General features: G+C 72.0%; 16 protein-coding genes. 7 read left to right on the top strand and 9 right to left on the bottom strand.

Annotated elements, in window-relative coordinates; translation table 11 throughout:
- Positions 1-27 precede the first annotated feature (27 nt).
- Complete coding sequence (locus AB0947_RS18125) at positions 28-1,299, bottom strand: MFS transporter (RefSeq protein WP_366751497.1); 1,272 nt, start codon at positions 1,297-1,299, stop codon at positions 28-30.
- A gap of 209 nt (positions 1,300-1,508) precedes the next feature.
- Here AB0947_RS18125 and aroQ point away from each other — a divergent pair, with 209 nt between their 5' ends.
- Positions 1,509-1,982, top strand: coding sequence for a type II 3-dehydroquinate dehydratase (gene aroQ, locus AB0947_RS18120; protein WP_366751317.1), 474 nt, complete (start codon positions 1,509-1,511; stop codon positions 1,980-1,982).
- 11 nt (positions 1,983-1,993) lie between these two features.
- On the opposite strand, the gene AB0947_RS18115 is transcribed toward aroQ, so the two are convergent.
- The 5 genes from AB0947_RS18115 to AB0947_RS18095 all read right to left on the bottom strand — a co-directional run bounded on the left by AB0947_RS18115 (position 1,994) and on the right by AB0947_RS18095 (position 6,452).
- The gene (locus AB0947_RS18115) at positions 1,994-2,722 is read right to left on the bottom strand and encodes an amino acid ABC transporter ATP-binding protein (protein ID WP_366751496.1); all 729 of its coding nucleotides are present in this window, start codon (positions 2,720-2,722) and stop codon (positions 1,994-1,996) included.
- A 91-nt stretch (positions 2,723-2,813) separates the two neighbouring features.
- The gene (locus AB0947_RS18110) at positions 2,814-3,743 is read right to left on the bottom strand and encodes an amino acid ABC transporter permease (RefSeq protein ID WP_366751316.1); all 930 of its coding nucleotides are present in this window, start codon (positions 3,741-3,743) and stop codon (positions 2,814-2,816) included.
- Positions 3,740-4,624: an ABC transporter substrate-binding protein gene (locus AB0947_RS18105; RefSeq protein ID WP_366751315.1), complete on the bottom strand. Its 885-nt coding sequence runs from the start codon at positions 4,622-4,624 to the stop codon at positions 3,740-3,742. Before AB0947_RS18105 ends, AB0947_RS18110 begins: the two co-directional genes overlap by 4 nt.
- Before the next feature lie 411 nt (positions 4,625-5,035).
- A complete protein-coding gene (locus AB0947_RS18100) occupies positions 5,036-5,692 on the bottom strand; it encodes an MBL fold metallo-hydrolase (RefSeq protein ID WP_366751314.1) in 657 nt (218 codons plus the stop codon).
- A 73-nt stretch (positions 5,693-5,765) separates the two neighbouring features.
- The gene (locus AB0947_RS18095) at positions 5,766-6,452 is read right to left on the bottom strand and encodes a maleylpyruvate isomerase family mycothiol-dependent enzyme (RefSeq protein ID WP_366751313.1); all 687 of its coding nucleotides are present in this window, start codon (positions 6,450-6,452) and stop codon (positions 5,766-5,768) included.
- 224 nt (positions 6,453-6,676) lie between these two features.
- Here AB0947_RS18095 and uvrA point away from each other — a divergent pair, with 224 nt between their 5' ends.
- Entirely contained in the window at positions 6,677-9,697 is a 3,021-nt protein-coding gene (gene uvrA, locus AB0947_RS18090) for an excinuclease ABC subunit UvrA (RefSeq protein ID WP_366751312.1), read from the top strand.
- 159 nt (positions 9,698-9,856) lie between these two features.
- Here uvrA and AB0947_RS18085 read toward each other — a convergent pair whose 3' ends face one another.
- Both AB0947_RS18085 and AB0947_RS18080 read right to left on the bottom strand, forming a co-directional pair.
- The gene (locus tag AB0947_RS18085) at positions 9,857-10,777 is read right to left on the bottom strand and encodes a carbohydrate kinase (RefSeq protein WP_366751311.1); all 921 of its coding nucleotides are present in this window, start codon (positions 10,775-10,777) and stop codon (positions 9,857-9,859) included.
- The gene (locus tag AB0947_RS18080; RefSeq protein WP_366751310.1) at positions 10,774-11,910 is read right to left on the bottom strand and encodes a LacI family DNA-binding transcriptional regulator; all 1,137 of its coding nucleotides are present in this window, start codon (positions 11,908-11,910) and stop codon (positions 10,774-10,776) included. Before AB0947_RS18080 ends, AB0947_RS18085 begins: the two co-directional genes overlap by 4 nt.
- Before the next feature lie 323 nt (positions 11,911-12,233).
- Between AB0947_RS18080 and AB0947_RS18075 the strand changes: the two genes are divergently transcribed.
- Entirely contained in the window at positions 12,234-12,662 is a 429-nt protein-coding gene (locus AB0947_RS18075) for a Rieske (2Fe-2S) protein (RefSeq protein WP_366751309.1), read from the top strand.
- A gap of 66 nt (positions 12,663-12,728) precedes the next feature.
- On the opposite strand, the gene AB0947_RS18070 is transcribed toward AB0947_RS18075, so the two are convergent.
- Positions 12,729-13,676: a hypothetical protein gene (locus AB0947_RS18070; protein ID WP_366751308.1), complete on the bottom strand. Its 948-nt coding sequence runs from the start codon at positions 13,674-13,676 to the stop codon at positions 12,729-12,731.
- A gap of 590 nt (positions 13,677-14,266) precedes the next feature.
- Here AB0947_RS18070 and uvrC point away from each other — a divergent pair.
- The 4 genes from uvrC to whiA are packed head-to-tail and all read left to right on the top strand — an operon-like array spanning position 14,267 to position 19,567.
- Positions 14,267-16,423: an excinuclease ABC subunit UvrC gene (uvrC, locus tag AB0947_RS18065; RefSeq protein WP_366751307.1), complete on the top strand. Its 2,157-nt coding sequence runs from the start codon at positions 14,267-14,269 to the stop codon at positions 16,421-16,423.
- The gene (gene rapZ, locus AB0947_RS18060; RefSeq protein ID WP_366751306.1) at positions 16,420-17,523 is read left to right on the top strand and encodes an RNase adapter RapZ; all 1,104 of its coding nucleotides are present in this window, start codon (positions 16,420-16,422) and stop codon (positions 17,521-17,523) included. Before uvrC ends, rapZ begins: the two co-directional genes overlap by 4 nt.
- Positions 17,520-18,587, top strand: coding sequence for a uridine diphosphate-N-acetylglucosamine-binding protein YvcK (gene yvcK, locus AB0947_RS18055; protein WP_366751305.1), 1,068 nt, complete (start codon positions 17,520-17,522; stop codon positions 18,585-18,587). Before rapZ ends, yvcK begins: the two co-directional genes overlap by 4 nt.
- Positions 18,578-19,567, top strand: a complete 990-nt coding sequence (whiA, locus tag AB0947_RS18050; RefSeq protein WP_030583311.1) for a DNA-binding protein WhiA — start codon at positions 18,578-18,580, stop codon at positions 19,565-19,567. Before yvcK ends, whiA begins: the two co-directional genes overlap by 10 nt.
- Positions 19,568-19,704 lie beyond the last annotated feature (137 nt).

The following is a 19,704-nucleotide window of genomic DNA, read 5'->3' as shown; positions in this document are numbered from 1 at the left end:
GGGAACGGAGGCGGCCGGTGCGTACGGTCAGCCCGTGACCGGCTCGACCGCCGGCACGGGCGCCGGCCGCGTCTCCGGCAGCATGGCGAAGCAGGCCAGGCTGATCAGCGCGATACCCGTCAGGTAGGCCCCCACACCCCAGGGCACCCGCCCGCCCCGCTCCGCGAGCTCCGTCGCCACGATCGGGGTGAGGGCGCCGCCGAAGACCCCGCCGAGGTTGTAGCCCACGGCGGCGCCCGTGCACCGCACCCGGGCCTCGTACAGTTCCGGCAGGTACGCGGCGATCACCGCGAACATGGTGACGAAGGCGAGCAGGGCGCCCAGGATGGCGAGGAACATCAGCAGCGGCTCGCCGGTCGCCAGCAGGGCGACCATCGGGAGCATCCACAGGACGCACGCCGTGCACCCCGTCAGACACAGCGGCCGGCGTCCGTACCGGTCGCCGAGCAGCGCCACGACGGGCGTGCAGGCGCCCTTCACCAGCACCGCGCCCATGACGCACACCAGCATGACCGTACGGCTCACGCCGAGCCGTTCCGTCGCGTAGGCCAGCGACCAGGTCGTCACCGCGTAGAACACCGCGTAACCGACCGCGAGCGCGCCGGCCGTCAGCAGCACCAGCCGCCCGTGGTGCCGTACGACCTCCACGAGCGGCACACGCGCGTGGTCGTCGATCTCCAGGAATCGGGGACTTTCCCTGAGGGAGGAGCGCAGCCACAGCCCGGCCAGTGCGAGGACGCCGGCCGCCCAGAACGGCACGCGCCAGCCCCACCGGGCGAACTCCGCGTCGGACAGCCCTGCCGACAGCGCGAGCACCACCCCGTTGGCCAGGACGAAGCCGAGCGCCGGCCCGATCTGGGGGAAGCTCGACCACAGGGCGCGCCGCCCGGCGGGAGCGTGTTCGGCGGTCAGCAGCACCGCCCCGCCCCACTCACCGCCGAGCCCCAGCCCCTGCAGGAACCGCAGCACGAGCAGCAGCACGGGCGCGGCCACGCCGATGGTCCCGTAGGACGGCACACACCCGACCGCGACCGTCGAGGCGCCGGTGAGCAGCAGCGAGACGACGAGCACCGGACGCCGGCCGCGCCGGTCCCCGAGGTGCCCGAAGATCACGGAACCGAGCGGCCGGGCCAGGAACCCCACCCCGAACGTCCCGAAGGCCGCGAGCGTCCCGGCGACCGGCGAGAACGTCGGGAAGAACAGCGGCCCCAGCACCAGGGCCGCCGCGGTCCCGTAGACGAAGAAGTCGTAGAACTCGATCGCGGTCCCGGCGAGCGAGGCGGCGGCGAGCCGCGGCATGGACGGGGTCTTTACGGTGCGTACATCGTGCATGCCGCGTCAACTACCCACAGTGATCGGGGGTTACGGGGGCGCGCGAAGGTGATCACGGTGCCTGGGCGCGCGCCGCGGCGACCGGCGCACGGGCCCGCTGCCAGCGCCGACCGGCGTGATAGACCGGGTGCGAGCGGCGGTCGTGGACGGACCGCCCCGAACGGACCGGAGGAACCGTGCCCCGCACCCTGGCCAACGCCCCGATCATGATCCTCAACGGGCCCAACCTGAACCTCCTGGGTCAGCGCCAGCCCGAGATCTACGGCCACGAGACGCTGGCCGACGTGGAGGCGCTGTGCGCCAAGGCGGCGGCCGCGCACGGCGGCACGGTCGACTTCCGGCAGTCCAACCACGAGGGCGAGCTGGTCGACTGGATCCACGAGGCGCGGCTGAGCCACTGCGGGATCGTCATCAACCCCGGCGCCTACTCGCACACGTCGGTCGCCCTCCTGGACGCGCTCAACACCTGTGACGGCATGCCCGTGCTGGAAGTGCACATCTCCAACATCCACCGGCGGGAATCGTTCCGGCACCACTCCTACGTCTCGCTGCGCGCCGACGGCGTGATCGCGGGCTGCGGAGTGCAGGGCTATGCGTTCGGCGTGGAGCGGGTCGCGGCACTGGTCGGGGCGGCGCGAGCGGACGCGTGAACCGCGCGGGACTACAGCCGGCCCGCCTCCACGATCCGCCGCAGGAAGCGCCGTGTGCGCTCCTGCCGCGGGTCGCCGAAGACCTGCTCGGCGGTGCCGCGCTCCAGCACGACCCCACCGTCCAGGAAGCACACCTGGTCCGCGACGTCCCGCGCGAAGCCCATCTCGTGCGTGGCCAGCACCATGGTCATGCCCTCGTCCTTCAGGCCACGCACCACCTCCAGCACCTCGCCCACCAGCTCGGGGTCGAGCGCGGCCGTGATCTCGTCCAGCAGCAACAGCCGGGGCCGCACCGCCAGGGCCCGTACGATCGCCACGCGCTGCTGCTGACCGCCGCTGAGCCGGTCCGGGTACGCGTCGGCCTTGCCGCCCAGTCCGAGGCGCTCCAGCAGTTCCCTGGCCCGTTCCTCGGCCTCCGTACGGGAGACGCCGTGCACCCGGCGCGGCGCGAGCGTGATGTTGTCCAGCACCGTCATGTGCGGGAAGAGGTTGTACGCCTGGAAGACGACGCCGATCCGGCGCCGTACCGCGTCCTGGTCCACGCGCGGGTCGGTGATCTCCTCGCCGTCCAGCCAGATGGCGCCGTCGTCGATGTCCTCCAGCAGGTTGGCGCAGCGCAGCAGCGTGGACTTGCCCGAACCGGAGGCGCCGATCAGCGCGGTCACCGTGTGCGGGGCGACCTCGAGACCGACGTCCCGCAGGACGACCGAGCCGCCGAAGGTCTTGCGGACCGACTCCATCCGCAGCACCGGCGCGCTGCTCGCGGGCGTGTCCGCAGGCGTGTTCTGAGGCGTGTTCTCGGGCGTGCTCACAGGACTCCTCCCCGGGTCGTCACAGGGACCCTCCCTGGGCCCGCCGCCGGTCCATCCGGGCCGTCACCCAGTCGGTGAACCGGGTCATCGGAATGGTCAGCGCCACGAACACCAGCCCCGCGACGATGTACGGCGTGTAGTTCAGACTGCGGCCCACGACGATGTCGGCCGCCCGTACGGCGTCCACCGCGCCCCCGATGGACACCAGACCGGTGTCCTTCTGCAACGACACCAGGTCGTTGAGCAGCGGCGGCACCTGGCGGCGCACCGCCTGCGGCAGGACGACGTGGCGCAGGGCCTGCCGGTTGGTGAGGCCCAGCGAACGCGCCGCGGCGCGCTGCGAGGGGTGGATCGACTCGATGCCGGCCCGGAACACCTCCGCCACGTACGCCGAGTACGTCAGCGTCAGGGCCGTACCGCCGAGCAGCACCGGATCGACCGTCACGCCCTGCAGCCGCAGCGCCGGCACGCCCAGGACCACGATCATCAGATTGATGATCAGCGGCAGGCCGCGGAAGAAGTCGGTGTACGCCGCGGCCAGTACCCGCAGCGGGAAGAAGACCGGGCCGCGCAGGGTGCGCGCGACGGCGATCAGCATGCCCAGGACCAGGACGGCGACGCCGCAGACCAGCAGCAGGCGGACGTTCAGCCACAGCCCTTCGAGGACCTTCGGCAACGCCTCGCGCGCGTAGTGCGCGCTGAAGAACGTCTCCTTGGTGCGCGGCCAGCCCGGCGCGTTGACGACGACCAGGTAGAGCAGGACGGCCGTGACGAGCGTGGAGAGGGCCGCGACGGCCGTGGCGCGGCGAGCACGCGCGCGTTTGTAGCGCTCGCGCGCCAGACGCCGCTCGGAGGGCGCGTAGCCGTCGTCCGGGACGCCGTCACCGCCGGTCATGTCCCCCTTGTCGTCCGCCCCCTCCCGGGCCGACTCTCCCTTGGTGACCGTCACTTGAGCACCGGGGCGTCGACGGCGTCCGAGAGCCACTGCTTCTCGATCCGGGCCAGCGTGCCGTCCTTGCGGAGGGCGTCGACGGCGCCGCTCACGCAGGAGGTCAGCGCACTGCCCTTGTCCAGTACGAGCCCGAACTGCTCGGGTGTGCCGGTCTGGTTCTCGAACTGGCCGACGATCTTCGCGTTCGTCACCTCGGCGGCCGTGATGTAGAACGCCGTCGGCAGGTCCGTGACGATGGCGTCGACCTGGCCGTTCTTCAGCGCGGACTTCGCCTGGTCGTTCTTGGCGTAGACGGCCGCGTCCTGTGCCGGCTTCACGATGTCGGTGATGTAGTCGAGGCTCGTGGTGCCGACCTGTGCGCCCAGCTTCAGCTTCCTGAGGTCCGCGATGCTCTTCGCCGCGGCGGCCTTGCCGCCCTTCAGGGCGATGACCGCCTGGCGCACGTCGTAGTAACCGGAGGAGAAGTCCACGGCGTTCTTGCGCTCGGCGCTGATCGAGACCTGGTTGATGTCGAAGTCGAACGTCTTCACCCCGGGCGCGAACGCCTTGTTGAAGGGCACGCTCTGCCAGACGACCGCGCTCTTGTCGTACCCCAGTCGCTTCGCCACGGCGTAGGCGACGGCCGACTCGAAGCCCTTGCCGTTGGCGGGCTTGTCGTCCTTGAACCAGGGCTCGTACGCCGGTTCGTCCGTCGCGATCGTCAGTTTCCCGGCCGTCCTGGTGGCGAGCGATCCCTTGGCGCAGCTCTTCGCAGCCGACCCGGACGGGGCGGCCGACGCCTTCTCCTCGGGCTGCGGGGCGCAGCCGACGGCGGTGGCGAGCAGGGCTACGGTGACGGCGGCGACCGCGCGGCGCGGGGCGCGAGGGGCAGGATGCATGGCGGGAGACTGACAGCGAACGCGGCGTCTGTCCAGGTCACGACGGTGGTTGTCCGCATGCTGGGAACGGGTGTTGCGGGCGTGTGAACACGGCTGCCCGCAGCCCACGCGCGCGTGCGGGCTGAGCCCGGGCCGCCGGCCGAGGGCGGGGGTGTAGACCGGCGGCCCCTACCGCTCAGGAGCCGTCGTCCTGCGCGGGGCCCTACCAGTTGACTGCGGTCGGCCGGTCTCCGGGAGTGCGCACGGGGGCCCGGTGCGTGCGAAAGGTTCACACGGGGCGCGCGGAGGGGTCGTGCACGCAGGGCGCGTGCACGGCGCACGCTCGGCTCATGCTCAACCGCCGTGCGTGGCGCGCGTACGGCAGTCGCGCCGGAGTGCGCCCCGGGACGTGGAGCCGGCCGGCGTCCCCGGTCACCACCCGCGCGCGTGCCACTCCGGCAGATGCGGCCGTTCCGCGCCCAGCGTGGTGTCGTTGCCGTGCCCCGGGTAGACCCACGTCTCGTCCGGCAGCACCTCGAAGAGCTTCGTCTCCACGTCGTGGATCAGGCTGGCGAACGCCTTGGGGTCCTTGCGGGTGTTGCCGACACCGCCGGGGAAGAGGCAGTCGCCGGTGAAGACGTGCGGGTGGCCGTGCGGGTCGTCGTAGACCAGCGCGATCGATCCGGGCGTGTGCCCGACCAGGTGGCGCGCGGTGAGCTCCACGCGGCCCACCCTGATGACGTCGCCGTCGTCGACGAGGACGTCGGTGGGCACCGGGATGCCGGGGGCGTCGTCGCGGCCGGCGTACGTCCGCGCGCCCGTGGCCGCGACGACCTCGGCGAGCGCCTGCCAGTGGTCGCCGTGCTGGTGCGTGGTGACGACGGACGCGATGCCGTCGTCACCGATCGTGCCGAGGAGCGTCTCCGCCTCGTTGGCGGCGTCGATCAGGAGCTGCTCGTCGGTGGCACGGCAGCGCAGCAGATAGGCGTTGTTGTCCATCGGGCCGACCGCGATCTTGGTGATCATCAGGTCTTTCAGCTCGTGCACATCCGCCGGTCCGCCGACCCTGACCTCTCCGGAGTACGTCATGAAGGTCAGCCTATAGCGCGGGAGTCCTGGTGGACGGCCGGGTGGGGCCGCACCCGGTCCGTCCGGTCCCGTCCTACAGCGGGGGCAGTTTCGGCAGCGCCCCGCCCCGCACCTGAAGCGCCGTGCCGTCGCGGCGCCCGGCGAGCCAGCCCACCAGGTCCGCCGGCCGGCCGGTGACCGTGATCCCGGGCTCCTCCTCCGCGCGCCCGGTCGTCCACGCGCGCGTGCCGTCCGTGACGCGGGTCGCCGGGATGTCCGGATGCCCGGAGAACCGCTCGGTGAGGAAGCCGGTCTCCCGCTCCAGGAACTCCGCCGGAAGATCCTCCAGCTCGTACCCGGTCCCGAGGTCGACGTGGTGCAGCTCCACCTCCGCCCACCGGCGGAACGGAACCCGGGCCGCGCTGTCGGTGACCCCGTTGCGCAGCTCCACCGTGCGCGTCCAGTCCGCGGGCGCCTCCCCGGCCGCCTGGAAGCGGGCCGCGCTCTCCCGGACGTCGGCGGCCTGGACCTCCAGGGTGCGCGCGGCGTCCCGCTCGATGTCGGCGTCCCGCGCCTCGGCGCTCGCGTACATGGGACGGCCCTGGAGGACGTTCACGAGCGCGTCCGCGTTGCGGGCGAGGTGGGCCAGGACATGTCCGCGGCTCCAGCCAGCGAGCCGTGACGGCTCGGCGAGCGAGGCGTTGTCCATGGTGGTGACCGCGTTGAGGAGCCGATCCGTCGCTTCCCGTACACAGGCCAGGTCATGAGCGTGATCCATCATGACGCCGACCCTAGTCCGGCCACCCCTTCGGGTGAAGGTGACGAACGCCGCCCGTGAATCGAATGCACGTGCTATATGGTCGAAGGCGGCGTCGGGCATGCTGGATGGCCGGGGGTTGTTATGCAACCGGGCAATCCGACCGGCGTTGTCAGTGGCTCCCCCTAGTCTGAAGAAGCACGGGGGCCCCGCCCCTGTCACTTCTCTCAAGAAAGGTGCGGACCGGCGTGGCCGACCGTCTCATCGTCCGTGGCGCGCGCGAGCACAACCTGAAGAATGTCTCGCTCGACCTGCCTCGTGACTCGCTCATCGTCTTCACGGGCCTGTCCGGGTCGGGCAAGTCCTCCCTGGCCTTCGACACGATCTTCGCGGAGGGCCAGCGCCGTTACGTGGAGTCGCTCTCCTCGTACGCACGGCAGTTCCTCGGCCAGATGGACAAGCCCGACGTCGACTTCATCGAGGGCCTCTCCCCGGCCGTCTCCATCGACCAGAAGTCGACCTCGCGCAATCCGCGCTCGACGGTCGGCACGATCACCGAGGTCTACGACTACCTGCGGCTGCTCTTCGCGCGCATCGGCAAGCCGCACTGCCCCCAGTGCGGCCGCCCGATCTCGCGCCAGTCGCCGCAGGCCATCGTGGACAAGGTCCTGGAGCTGCCCGAGGGGAGCCGCTTCCAGGTGCTGTCCCCGCTGGTGCGCGAGCGCAAGGGCGAGTTCGTCGACCTCTTCGCCGACCTCCAGACCAAGGGCTACTCCCGCGCGCGCGTGGACGGCCAGACCGTCCAGCTGACCGAGCCGCCGGTCCTGAAGAAGCAGGAGAAGCACACCATCGAGGTGGTCGTGGACCGCCTCACGGTGAAGGACTCCGCCAAGCGCCGCCTCACCGACTCCGTGGAGACCGCGCTCGGCCTGTCCGGCGGCATGGTCGTGCTCGACTTCGTGGATCTCCCCGAGGACGACCCCGAGCGCGAGCGCATGTACTCGGAGCACCTGTACTGCCCGTACGACGACCTGTCCTTCGAGGAGCTGGAGCCCCGCTCCTTCTCCTTCAACTCGCCCTTCGGCGCCTGCCCGGAGTGCACCGGCATCGGCACGCGCATGGAGGTCGACCCGGAGCTGATCGTCCCGGACGAGGACAAGTCCCTGGACGAGGGCGCCATCCACCCGTGGTCGCACGGCCACACCAAGGACTACTTCAGCCGCCTGATCGGCGCCCTCGCCGACGCCTTGGGCTTCCGCACGGACATCCCCTTCGCGGGCCTGCCCCAGCGGGCCAAGAAGGCCCTGCTCTACGGCCACAAGACCCAAATCGAGGTGCGCTACCGTAACCGGTACGGCCGCGAGCGCGTCTACACCACGCCCTTCGAGGGCGCGGTTCCGTTCGTCAAGCGCCGTCACAGCGAGGCCGAGAGCGACGCCAGCCGCGAGCGCTTCGAGGGCTACATGCGCGAGGTGCCCTGCCCCTCCTGTGAGGGCACGCGCCTGAAGCCGATCGTCCTCGCCGTCACGATCATGGGGAAGTCCATCGCCGAGGTCTCCGCGATGTCGATCAGCGACTGCGCCGAGTTCCTGGGCGAGCTGAAGCTGAACGCCCGCGACAAGAAGATCGCCGAGCGGGTCCTGAAGGAGGTCAACGAGCGGCTCCGCTTCCTGGTCGACGTCGGCCTGGACTACCTCTCGCTCAACCGCGCGGCCGGCACGCTCTCCGGCGGCGAGGCCCAGCGCATCCGCCTCGCCACCCAGATCGGCTCCGGCCTCGTCGGCGTGCTCTACGTCCTGGACGAGCCGTCCATCGGCCTGCACCAGCGGGACAACCACCGTCTGATCGAGACCCTGGTGCGTCTGCGCGACATGGGCAACACGCTCATCGTGGTGGAGCACGATGAGGACACCATCAAGGTCGCCGACTGGATCGTGGACATCGGCCCCGGCGCCGGTGAGCACGGCGGCAAGGTCGTGCACAGCGGTTCCCTCAAGGAGCTGCTCGCCAACACCGAGTCGCAGACCGGCGCGTACCTCTCGGGCCGCAAGGCGATCCCGCTCCCGGACGTACGGCGCCCCCGCGACCTCTCCCGGCAGCTCACCGTGCACGGCGCCCGTGAGAACAACCTCCAGGACATCGACGTGTCCTTCCCGCTGGGTGTCTTCACGGCCGTCACCGGCGTCTCCGGATCCGGCAAGTCGACCCTGGTCAACGACATCCTCTACACGCACCTGGCGCGCGAGCTGAACGGCGCCCGGACCGTCCCCGGACGGCACACGCGCGTGGACGGCGACGACCTGGTCGACAAGGTGGTGCACGTCGACCAGTCGCCGATCGGGCGCACCCCGCGGTCCAACCCGGCGACGTACACCGGCGTCTTCGACCACATCCGCAAGCTGTTCGCCGAGACCACCGAGGCGAAGGTCCGGGGCTACCTGCCCGGCCGCTTCTCCTTCAACGTCAAGGGCGGCCGCTGCGAGAACTGCGCGGGCGACGGCACCATCAAGATCGAGATGAACTTCCTCCCGGACGTCTACGTCCCGTGTGAGGTCTGCCACGGCGCCCGGTACAACCGGGAGACCCTGGAGGTCCACTACAAGGGCAAGTCCATCGCCGAGGTGCTGAACATGCCCATCGAGGAGGCCATGCACTTCTTCGAGGCGGTCCCGGCGATCTCCCGTCACCTCCGGACGCTGAACGACGTCGGTCTCGGTTACGTCCGCCTCGGCCAGTCCGCCACCACCCTCTCCGGTGGTGAGGCGCAGCGCGTCAAGCTCGCCAGCGAACTGCAGAAGCGGTCCACCGGACGCACGGTCTACGTCCTGGACGAGCCGACCACGGGTCTGCACTTCGAGGACATCAGCAAGCTGCTGACGGTGCTCGGAGGACTGGTCGACAAGGGCAACACGGTCATCGTCATCGAGCACAACCTCGACGTGATCAAGACCGCCGACTGGATCGTGGACATGGGTCCGGAGGGCGGTGCCGGCGGTGGCCTGGTGGTCGCCGAGGGCACGCCCGAGGAGGTCGCCGGGGTTCCGACGAGCCACACGGGCAAGTTCCTGCGCGAGATCCTCGGCGCCGACCGCATCAGTGACGCCGAGCCGGTGAAGGCACAGCGGGGCGGCACGGCACGGAGGACCGCCGCGGCCAAGTCGTCGACGAGGAAGACGGTGACGGCCAAGGCCGACGGCACCGCGACCAAGAAGGCGGCCACGAAGAAGGCGACGCCGGCGAAGAAGACGACTCGGGCCCGCAAGGCCTGACCTGTTCTGACGCGCCGTCAAAAGTCCGGTGCCCCGCGGGAACTTCCCGCGGGGCACCGCTCGTTCCACCATCAGCCAGCCCGGTCCGGCGGTCGACAGGCCCCCGCCACACCGCGGGCCCGGCCGTACCTTGTCAACAGCACAGGGAAAGCGGACCGCTCACAGCGCGGCCGAACCGCCCAGCTCCGCCGCGTACGGCGGCTCGGCCCCCGCCCGCGAGCAGGTGATCGCCGCCGCCCGTGCCGCGAAGCGCAGCAGTCGTGTCCAGCCCTCCGTCCCGAGGGCGGCGAGCGCTTCCGCGGACAGCGCGTCCCGGGCGGCCAGCCCGTGCAGCAAGGCCGCGTTCACCGTGTCACCGGCACCGATGGTGTCCACGACCTCGACCTTCTCACCCGGCACGGAATGCTCCCCACCGTCCCGGGTGAACACGGTCAGACCGTCGCCGCCCCGCGTGACCACCACGGCCGCCGGTCCCGCGGCCAGCCACTCGCGGGGGGTGCCGCCGAGCCACGCCGCGTCCTCCTCGGACAGCTTCAGCAGCGTCACCGAGGGCAGCCAGCTCCTGAAACGCGCCCGGTAGGCGTCCGCGTCCGGGATGAGTCCCGCCCGGATGTTGGGATCCAGGGCGGTGAACAGCCCTTGCCCCGCAGCGGTCCGCATCAGCTCCTCGTAGGCGCTCGCCCCCGGCTCCAGGACGAGCGAGCAGGTGCCGAAGGACACCGCACGCGTCCCCGCGGGGAGCGCGCCGGGGGCGGTGAACAGACGGTCGGCGGTGCCGTCGACGTAGAAGGAGTAGGCGGCCGAACCGGCGGCGTCGAGCGTGGCCACGGCGAGGGTCGTCGGTTCCGGCCCCCGCTGGACAGCGGACACATCGACGCCGGCCCGCCGCAACCCTTCGAGCAGGGCCTCGCCGAAGGCGTCGTCCGATGTCCGGGAACAGAAGGCGGTGCGGGAGCCGAGCCTGCCCAGCGCCACGGCGGTGTTGTACGGGCCGCCGCCGAGCGCCGGCTTCAGGCCCGCGAGGGCACCAGGGCCCTGCGGTACCAGGTCGATCAGTGCCTCACCGGCGACGACGATCACGAGGCGGTTCCCTTCTCGGCGAGCGTGGACACTGCGGTGGCCCCGGCGGCTCCGGTGCCGCTGCCAGGCTCCTCCGGGCAGCCGCAGGACGTGCGGTGGACGAACGTGCACGGCAGCCGGACCGTCCGGGCCGGCCGGTCCGGCTCGGTCAGGCGGTCCAGAAGCACCCGGACGGCTTGGGTGCCCACCTCCCGGCTGGGCTGGGCGATGGCGGTCAGCCGGGGTGAGAACAGGTCGGCCCAGGCGAAGTCGTCGAAGCAGCACAGGGCGACGTCGTCCGGCACCGTCCGGCCGTGCCGGCGCAGCGCGCGCAGTGCGCCGATGGTCATCGCGTTGTTGGCGGTGACGAGTGCCGTGGGCGGATCGGGCAGGGCGAGCAGGCCGGCCGTGGCACGCTCGGCCCCGGCGGACTCCGAGTTGCCCGACACGAGGAGACGCTCGTCGTGTGCCAGACCGGCCGCGGCGAGGCCCTCCCGGTAGCCGGAGACGCGCTCACTGGTGGTACTGAGCCCGGGCAGGCCCGCGACCAGGGCGATCCGGCGATGCCCCAGTGCGGCGAGATGGGTCACGAGCAGGGCCGTCGGCGCGGCGCTCTCGGTACAGACCTGGTCGAAACACGGGACGCCCGGCGAAGTGGCGGCGCCGCCCGCACCGTCGCCCGGCGCGATGTCCTGCGGCGCGCCGGCGTCGACCAGGCGGTCCAGGAACACCGTCGGTACGGCGTGGCGGCGCAGGTAACCGACGAGGTCACCCGGCTCGGCGGACGGGGCGACGATCATGCCGTCCACCCGGCGCTCGTGGAGGAGCTGCACGACCTTGCGCTCGTGCCGGGGGTCGTCGTGCGGATCCGCGATGAGCAGGCTGTAGCCCGCCTCCAGGGCAGCGGCCTCGACGCCTTGCAGGATCTCCGTGAAGTAGGGGTTGCTGATGGCCGACACCGCGAGGCCGATGGAGCGGGTGCGGGAGGTCACCAGGGAGCGGGCGAGGGTGTTCGGGGTGTAACCGAGGGCGTCCACGGCGTCGAGCACGGCCTGACGGGTGTGCGGGAGTACCGGACGCGTGCCGTTGAGCACGTGGGAGACGGTCGCCACGGAGACCCCGGCACTGCGGGCGACATCCGCCATGGTGGCCATCGCGATCCCTTCGCCAGGGCTGGTCCGGATCTGGCGCCGGCCCGGGTCTCATCAGCTTCCGGCCGGACGGTACCCCAAGCCCGCGCCTCGCGTAAACGCTTACGTAAGCGTTTACGCCCATGCCCCGGAGCGTCTCCTGCCTTTACGGCACTCGTCCCCTCGACGACCCTCGGGTGGACATCGGGCTCCGCCCGCATCCAGCGCGGCCCCGCTCCGGGACCGTCCGCCACCCCGCTCCGGGACCGTCCGCCACCCCGCTCCGGGACCGTCCCCTCTGCCCGGGTATCGTCGCCCTGCACACCCCTTGACCAGTGGAGTTCCAGATGCCCGCCCGCTCCTCCGCGAGCCGCCGTACTGTCCTTCGAGGGGCCGCCGCGGCCCCGGTCGCCGGGCTCGCCCTCGCCGCGTGCTCGGCCCGGGACGGCAGTGGTTCCGCCTCGGACGCCCCCACCGCGCCGGTCGACCTCGGCGCGGAGAACGAGGTCCCGAAGGGTGGGGCCAAGCTCTACCGGGACCACAACGTGGTGGTCAGCCGTGCCGAGGACGGCACGCTGAAGGCGTACAGCACGATCTGCACGCACGCCGGGTGCCCCATCAACAAACTGCGGGGGACGACCCTGGTCTGCCCCTGCCACGGCAGCGAGTTCGACGCCGTGACGGGCAAGGTGGTCCAGGCGCCGGCCACCGAGCCCCTGACCGAGCTGTCGGTGAAGGCCGCCAAGGGCAGGATCGTCGCCGGTCCCGCGGACTGACCGGAGGACAGCGGGCCGACGGGCGGTGACGCGAGCCCGGTCCGGTGAGCGGGCGGCGGGCTCGGGTCACTCCCAGTCCCAGGCGATCCCCAGGACGCCCGGCCGGATGCGGGACTCGACCAGGTGGGCACAGTGGTGCGGACTGGTCACGGGCAGCTCCTGCCGGCCGCTGCGCGGGGCCGCGGCCGAGTGCTGGGTGAAGCGGTGGCAGCGGACCGGCAGCGTGGCCGTGTCGAAGCGCACCTGGAGCGCGTACTGGCCGCCGGGGAAGCCGAACCGCTGGAGATGCTCGCGGGACGTCCCGGCCGTGCCGTCCTCGATGCCGTACCGGAAGAGAAAGGTGTCGCCGGTGCGCAGCCGGGTGCCGAAGAGCAACTCCGCGACGAGGACGCCGGTGTCCTGGTCCCAGCGGAGGCGGCCGGTGCGGCAGTTCTCCAGGGCGTGCACGGTGACACGGCGCGGGTCGCGGCCGGGGTCGCCGTGGTGGAGGGCGACGAAGCGGTCGACGCCGTCGCGGTGGGCCCGCACGATGTGGTGGGCCTCGCGGCTCACCAGCTCCCGCCGGGCGCCGATCCGGACGCGCTCGTGGTGCCCCACGGTGTGCAGCCCGCCGTCCAGGGACCAGCCGAGGTCGGCGGTGAGGCGGTCCACGACGCCCGAGGCCTCGATCAGGGAGCGGTAGGAGCGGCCCGCCGGACGGTCGGCCGTCGCCCGCTCGTCGGACTCGGCGAGCAGCCGGATCAGCGACTCGTCCGGCAGCTGGAGGATCTCCTCCAGCGCGCGTACGGCGCGCAGCGACTCCGGGCGCTGCGGGCGGCGAGCACCTTGCTGCCAGTAACTCAGGCTGGTGACGCCGACCTTGACCCCGTGGCGTGACAGATGGTGCTGCACGCGCTGGAGCGGCAGTCCGCGTGCGGCGATCGCGGCGCGCAGCGCCACATGGAAGGGGCCGCCGCGCAGGGCCGTGTCCAGTTCCGCGGTGGGGACGTCCGCGTGCTCTGTGGCATGCCGCATGCCGAGGGGCCTTTCTGTGAGGTGTCGCTACGGCTGGTCAGACCGCCTGTGCGGTGTGCGGGGCCACCCCCGTGGGCACCGCGCGCGTCCCTGGCTGGGCACGCCGCGCCTGCCGTACGCACGCGCGTACGGCCCCGAGTTCCCCCGCATTGAAGCGTGTTGACCAGAACCCGACAACACCTGCGACCCGGTCGTTCCGGCCGACTGGCCGGGCTGTGCCGCTCCATGACCGGTGGGCGGGATGGCGGAGGCTCCCCACGCTCGCCCAGGGCAGGGCCGGACAGACGACGCCGGGCGGGGCGCCACCGGCATGGCCGGAAGGCGACTGACGGACGGCGCGAAGGTGTGCGGAGGGCGTACGGGGGAGGGCGCGCGGAGGGACCTCGGGAGGAGGTGCGGGCGAGCTCGGAGAACCGCCCTGCGCGACCGCCCGCCCCCTGTCCGCGAGGCCCTGCGAGCGCCCGGGCGAGACCTCCGGCCGGCCGTAATCCGGAGGGGATGCCGCGAGGCCACCGTGCGGGCGCCGTGCGGGTGGGGGCGTTGTCCACAGGCCCGACGCGGTGTCGGTGCTCGCCAGTAGGGTGTGAGACATGGCCGACCCCTCCAGCTACCGCCCCAGGCCGGGAGACATCCCGGACTCCCCGGGGGTGTACAGGTTCCGTGACGAGCACCGCCGGGTGATCTACGTCGGAAAGGCGAAGAGCCTGCGCCAGCGCCTGGCGAACTACTTCCAGGACCTGGCGAACCTGCACCCGCGCACCCGGACGATGGTGACCACAGCAGCGTCCGTGGAGTGGACGGTGGTGTCCACGGAGGTCGAGGCGCTCCAGCTGGAGTACTCCTGGATCAAGGAGTACGACCCCCGGTTCAACGTCAAGTACCGGGACGACAAGAGCTACCCGTACCTCGCGGTCACGATGAACGAGCAGTTCCCGCGGGTCCAGGTGATGCGCGGTCACAAGAAGAAGGGCGTGCGCTACTTCGGGCCGTACGCGCACGCGTGGGCCATCCGGGACACCGTCGACCTGCTGCTGCGGGTGTTCCCGGTGCGCACCTGCTCGGCCGGCGTCTTCAAGAACGCCGCCCGCACCGGCCGGCCCTGCCTGCTCGGCTACATCGCCAAGTGCTCCGCCCCCTGTGTCGGCCGGATCACCCCCGAGGACCACCAGGACCTGGCCGAGGAGTTCTGCGACTTCATGGCCGGGCGCACCGGCACCTACCTCCGCCGTCTGGAGAGGCAGATGATGGAGGCGGCCGAGGAGATGGAGTACGAGCGGGCGGCCCGCCTGCGGGACGACATAGGGGCCCTGAAGAAGGCCATGGAGAAGAACGCGGTCGTGCTCGCCGACGCGACCGACGCCGACCTCATCGCCGTCGCCGAGGACGAGCTGGAGGCGGCCGTGCAGATCTTCCATGTGCGTGGCGGCCGGGTCCGCGGTCAGCGCGGCTGGGTGACGGACAAGGTCGAGGAGGTCACCACCGGCGCCCTGGTCGAGCACGCCCTTCAGCAGCTGTACGGCGAGGAGAGCGGGGACGCGGTCCCCAAGGAGGTGCTGGTCCCGGCCCTGCCCGAGCCGGTCGAGCCGGTCCAGGAGTGGCTGACCGGCCGCCGTGGGTCGAACGTGTCGCTGCGCATCCCCCAGCGCGGCGACAAGAAGGCGCTCATGGAGACCGTGCAGCGCAACGCCCAGCAGGCACTCGCGCTGCACAAGACCAAGCGCGCCTCCGACCTGACCACGCGCTCGCGTGCGCTGGAGGAGATCGCCGAGGCCCTCGACCTGGACAGCGCACCGCTGCGGATCGAGTGCTACGACATCTCGCACCTCCAGGGTGACGACGTGGTCGCCTCCATGGTCGTCTTCGAGGACGGTCTGCAGCGCAAGAGCGAGTACCGGCGGTTCCAGATCAAGGGCTTCGCCGGGCAGGACGACGTCCGCTCCATGCACGAGGTGATCACCCGCCGCTTCAAGCGCTACCTCGCCGAGAAGGAACGGACGGGGGAGTGGGCCGACGGCTCCGGCGCCGAAGACCCCCTCACCGCGGGCACCGGCCCCGACGGCTCCCTCGCCGGAGGCCCCGGCACCGGCGGCTCGCTCCCCGACGTCGGCGCCGCGCTCACCGACGCCGAGATGATCACCGGTTCCCTCAAGGACGACGACGGCCGTCCCAGGAAGTTCGCCTATCCGCCCCAGCTCGTCGTGGTCGACGGCGGTCAGCCGCAGGTCGCGGCGGCCCGGCGCGCGCTGGACGAGCTGGGTATCGACGACATCGCCGTCTGCGGTCTCGCCAAGCGTCTGGAGGAGGTCTGGGTGCCCGGCGAGGACGACCCGGTGGTGCTGCCCCGCACCAGCGAGGGTCTCTATCTGCTCCAGCGCGTCCGCGACGAGGCGCACCGGTTCGCGATCACCTACCAGCGCACCAAGCGCGCCAAGCGCTTCCGCGCGAGCCCGCTGGACGACGTCCCCGGTCTCGGCGAGACCCGCAAACAGGCGCTCATCAAGCATTTCGGCTCGGTGAAGAAGCTGCGGTCCGCCACAATCGAGCAGATCCAGGAAGTGCCCGGGATAGGCCGGAAGACGGCCGAGACCATCGCCGTGGCTCTCGCCCAGGCGGCCCCGGCCGCGCCCGCCGTGAACACGGCGACCGGAGAGATCATTGAGGACGAGGAACCCGGCACGACGGGGGGTTCCTCGGGGGAGCCCGTGACCGCGGGCGTCCCGGACGAACGACGGGGGCAGGAGACATGACCGAGCACGACGCACAGCCCACGGCACAGCGAGATCAGGCGCCCGTGCGTGATCAGGCGCACAGCGGCACGGGTGAGGATGCCGTCCGGCACGACACCGGCCGGACGGACGCGGGCCGAACCGGCGCCGGACGGGACACCCGCCGGCCCGGCGCCGGCCAGGACGCCGGACAGGACACCGGCCAGAACAACGGAGCACAGGTGAGTACGGGCAGCGAGACAGCCGGGGTCCCCGAGGCGGCCATCCCCGAGCTGGTGATCATCTCCGGCATGTCCGGGGCCGGCCGGTCCACGGCCGCGAAGTGTCTGGAGGACCTCGGCTGGTTCGTCGTCGACAACCTCCCGCCCGCCCTCATCCCCACCATGGTGGAACTGGGAGCCCGTTCCCAGGGCAACGTGGCGCGGATCGCGGTCGTCGTGGACGTGCGCGGCCGGCGCTTCTTCGACAACCTGCGCGAGTCCCTCGCCGACCTGGACACCCGCGGCGTCACCCGGCGGATCGTCTTCCTCGAGTCCTCCGACGAGGCCCTGGTCCGCCGCTTCGAGTCGGTGCGCCGCCCGCACCCGCTCCAGGGCGACGGGCGCATCGTCGACGGCATCGCCGCCGAGCGGGAGCTGCTGCGCGAGCTGCGCGGCGACGCCGACCTGGTGATCGACACCTCCAGCCTCAACGTGCACGAGCTGCGCGCCAAGATGGACGCCCAGTTCGCCGGCGAGGAGGAGCCCGAACTGCGGGCGACCGTGATGTCCTTCGGCTTCAAGTACGGCCTCCCGGTCGACGCCGACCTGGTCGCGGACATGCGGTTCCTGCCCAACCCGCACTGGGTCCCGGAGCTGCGCCCCTACACCGGCCTCAACGAGGAGGTCGCCGCCTACGTCTTCAACCAGCCCGGCGCGAAGGAGTTCCTCGACCGGTACGCCGAACTGCTGCGGCTCATCGCGGCCGGCTACCGGCGCGAGGGCAAGCGGTATGTGACCATCGCCATCGGCTGTACCGGCGGCAAGCACCGCTCGGTCGCGATGTCGGAGAAGCTCGCCGCGCGCCTCGCGGCCGAGGGCGTGGAGACGGTGGTCGTGCACCGGGACATGGGACGGGAATGACGCAACGTACACCGCGGCTGAGCAGGCTGCGCCGGATGGTGCCCGACGCGCGTGCCGGCCGCCCGGCCGAGGCCCGTGGGGCGCGGCCCCGCCGGCGCGGCGCCCAGCCCAAGGTGGTCGCGCTCGGCGGCGGCATGGGCCTGTCCGCCTCGCTCGCCGCGCTGCGCCGGATCACCGGCGACCTCACCGCCGTCGTCACCGTGGCCGACGACGGCGGCTCCAGCGGCCGGCTCCGGGACGAGCTGGGCGTGCTGCCGCCCGGCGACCTGCGCAAGGCGCTGGCCGCGCTGTGCGGGGACGACGACTGGGGCCAGACCTGGGCCCGGGTCATCCAGCACCGCTTCCAGTCCCAGGGCGAGCTGCACGAGCACGCGGTCGGCAACCTGCTGATCGTCGCCCTGTGGGAGCAGCTCGGCGACCATGTGCAGGCCCTGGACCTGGTCGGCAAGCTGCTCGGCGCGCACGGACGCGTGCTGCCCATGTCGGCCGTGCCGCTGGAGCTGCAGGCCCTGGTCAAGGGGCATGACCCGGAGCGCCCGGACGACGTGGACACGGTGCGCGGGCAGGCCACCGTGGCCCTGACGCCCGGCGAGGTGCAGTCGGTGCACCTCGTGCCCAACGACCCGCCCGCCGTCCCCGAGGCCGTGGCGGCGGTCCTGGACGCGGACTGGGTGGTCCTCGGCCCCGGTTCCTGGTTCTCCTCGGTCATCCCGCACCTGCTCGTCCCCGAGCTGCTGGACGCCCTCACCGAGACCAAGGCGCGCCGGGTGCTCTCGCTGAACCTGGCGCCGCAGCCGGGAGAAACCGAGGGCTTCTCCCCGCAGCGTCATTTGGAGGTTTTGGGGCGACACGCCCCTAAACTCGCCCTGGACGTGGTGCTGGCCGACGTGGCCGCCGTGCCCGACCGCGACTCGCTCACCGAGGCCGCCGAGCGGCTGGGAGCCGCGGTCGAGCTGGCCCCGGTGGCCCGGACCGACGGAACACCCCGGCACGATCCGGAGCTGTTGGCCGCCGCGTACGACCGTATTTTTCGGATGCATGGAAGGATCGGCCCATGGCGATGACGGCAGCGGTGAAGGACGAGATCTCCCGGCTACCCGTCACCCGGACCTGCTGCAGGAAGGCGGAGGTCTCCGCCATCCTGCGGTTCGCCGGAGGCCTCCACCTGGTGAGCGGGCGCATCGTGATCGAGGCGGAGCTGGACACCGCGATGGCGGCGCGCCGGCTCAAGCGGGACATCCTGGAGATCTTCGGGCACAGCTCCGAGCTGATCGTGATGGCGCCCGGCGGCTTGCGCCGAGGCTCACGGTATGTCGTACGGGTCGTCGCGGGCGGTGACCAGCTGGCCCGGCAGACGGGTCTCGTGGACGGCAGAGGCCGCCCGATCCGCGGTCTGCCCCCGCAGGTGGTCTCGGGGGCCACCTGCGACGCTGAGGCGGCCTGGCGCGGGGCCTTCCTGGCGCACGGCTCGCTGACCGAGCCCGGCCGTTCCTCGTCCCTGGAGGTCACCTGCCCGGGCCCGGAGGCGGCGCTCGCGCTGGTCGGTGCCGCCCGCAGGCTGTCGATCGCCGCGAAGGCCCGCGAGGTGCGCGGAGTGGACCGGGTGGTCGTCCGGGACGGTGACGCGATCGGTGCCCTGCTCACCCGGCTGGGTGCGCACGAGTCGGTGCTGGCGTGGGAGGAGCGCCGGATGCGCCGCGAGGTGCGGGCCACGGCCAACCGGCTGGCCAACTTCGACGACGCCAACCTGCGCCGTTCGGCCCGTGCCGCCGTGGCCGCCGGGGCCCGGGTCCAGCGCGCGCTGGAGATCCTGGGCGACGAGGTGCCCGAGCACCTGGCCGCGGCGGGGCGGCTGCGCATGGAGCACAAGCAGGCCTCCCTGGAGGAGCTGGGCGCGCTCGCCGATCCGCCGCTGACGAAGGACGCGGTCGCCGGCCGTATCCGCCGGCTGCTGGCCATGGCCGACAAGCGCGCGGCCGATCTGGGCATCCCGGGCACGGAGGCCAACCTCAGCGAGGAGCTGGCGGACAACCTGGCCGGCTGACCGGACGACGCGTCACACGGGCCGGTGCCGACGGCCGTTCGGGTGGTCGGCACCGGCTTTTGCGTGTCCTTGTGGCCGTCTTGACTGGATCATGAAGTGACATGAGCCTGGCAACCTGTTCGTCGCTGTGGCGGACC

Origin of the sequence: Streptomyces sp. NPDC047841 (genome assembly GCF_040704085.1) — a bacterium.
In the GTDB taxonomy this organism is placed as follows: Bacteria; Actinomycetota; Actinomycetes; order Streptomycetales; family Streptomycetaceae; genus Streptomyces; species Streptomyces argyrophylli.
This window is presented reverse-complemented; position numbering and strand designations above follow the sequence as displayed.

What these genes read in the sequence shown, in the direction of transcription:
- AB0947_RS18125 (WP_366751497.1), bottom strand. Translation starts at nt 1,299, where the DNA reads ATGCCGCGGCTCGCCGCCGCCTCGCTCGCCGGGACCGCGATCGAGTTC.
- AB0947_RS18115 (WP_366751496.1), bottom strand. Translation starts at nt 2,722, where the DNA reads ATGGAGTCGGTCCGCAAGACCTTCGGCGGCTCGGTCGTCCTGCGGGAC.
- AB0947_RS18105 (WP_366751315.1), bottom strand. Translation starts at nt 4,624, where the DNA reads ATGCATCCTGCCCCTCGCGCCCCGCGCCGCGCGGTCGCCGCCGTCACC.
- AB0947_RS18100 (WP_366751314.1), bottom strand. Translation starts at nt 5,692, where the DNA reads ATGACGTACTCCGGAGAGGTCAGGGTCGGCGGACCGGCGGATGTGCAC.
- AB0947_RS18095 (WP_366751313.1), bottom strand. Translation starts at nt 6,452, where the DNA reads ATGATGGATCACGCTCATGACCTGGCCTGTGTACGGGAAGCGACGGAT.
- AB0947_RS18080 (WP_366751310.1), bottom strand. Translation starts at nt 11,910, where the DNA reads ATGGCCACCATGGCGGATGTCGCCCGCAGTGCCGGGGTCTCCGTGGCG.
- AB0947_RS18075 (WP_366751309.1), top strand. Translation starts at nt 12,234, where the DNA reads ATGCCCGCCCGCTCCTCCGCGAGCCGCCGTACTGTCCTTCGAGGGGCC.
- AB0947_RS18070 (WP_366751308.1), bottom strand. Translation starts at nt 13,676, where the DNA reads ATGCGGCATGCCACAGAGCACGCGGACGTCCCCACCGCGGAACTGGAC.
- uvrC (WP_366751307.1), top strand. Translation starts at nt 14,267, where the DNA reads ATGGCCGACCCCTCCAGCTACCGCCCCAGGCCGGGAGACATCCCGGAC.
- rapZ (WP_366751306.1), top strand. Translation starts at nt 16,420, where the DNA reads ATGACCGAGCACGACGCACAGCCCACGGCACAGCGAGATCAGGCGCCC.
- yvcK (WP_366751305.1), top strand. Translation starts at nt 17,520, where the DNA reads ATGACGCAACGTACACCGCGGCTGAGCAGGCTGCGCCGGATGGTGCCC.
- whiA (WP_030583311.1), top strand. Translation starts at nt 18,578, where the DNA reads ATGGCGATGACGGCAGCGGTGAAGGACGAGATCTCCCGGCTACCCGTC.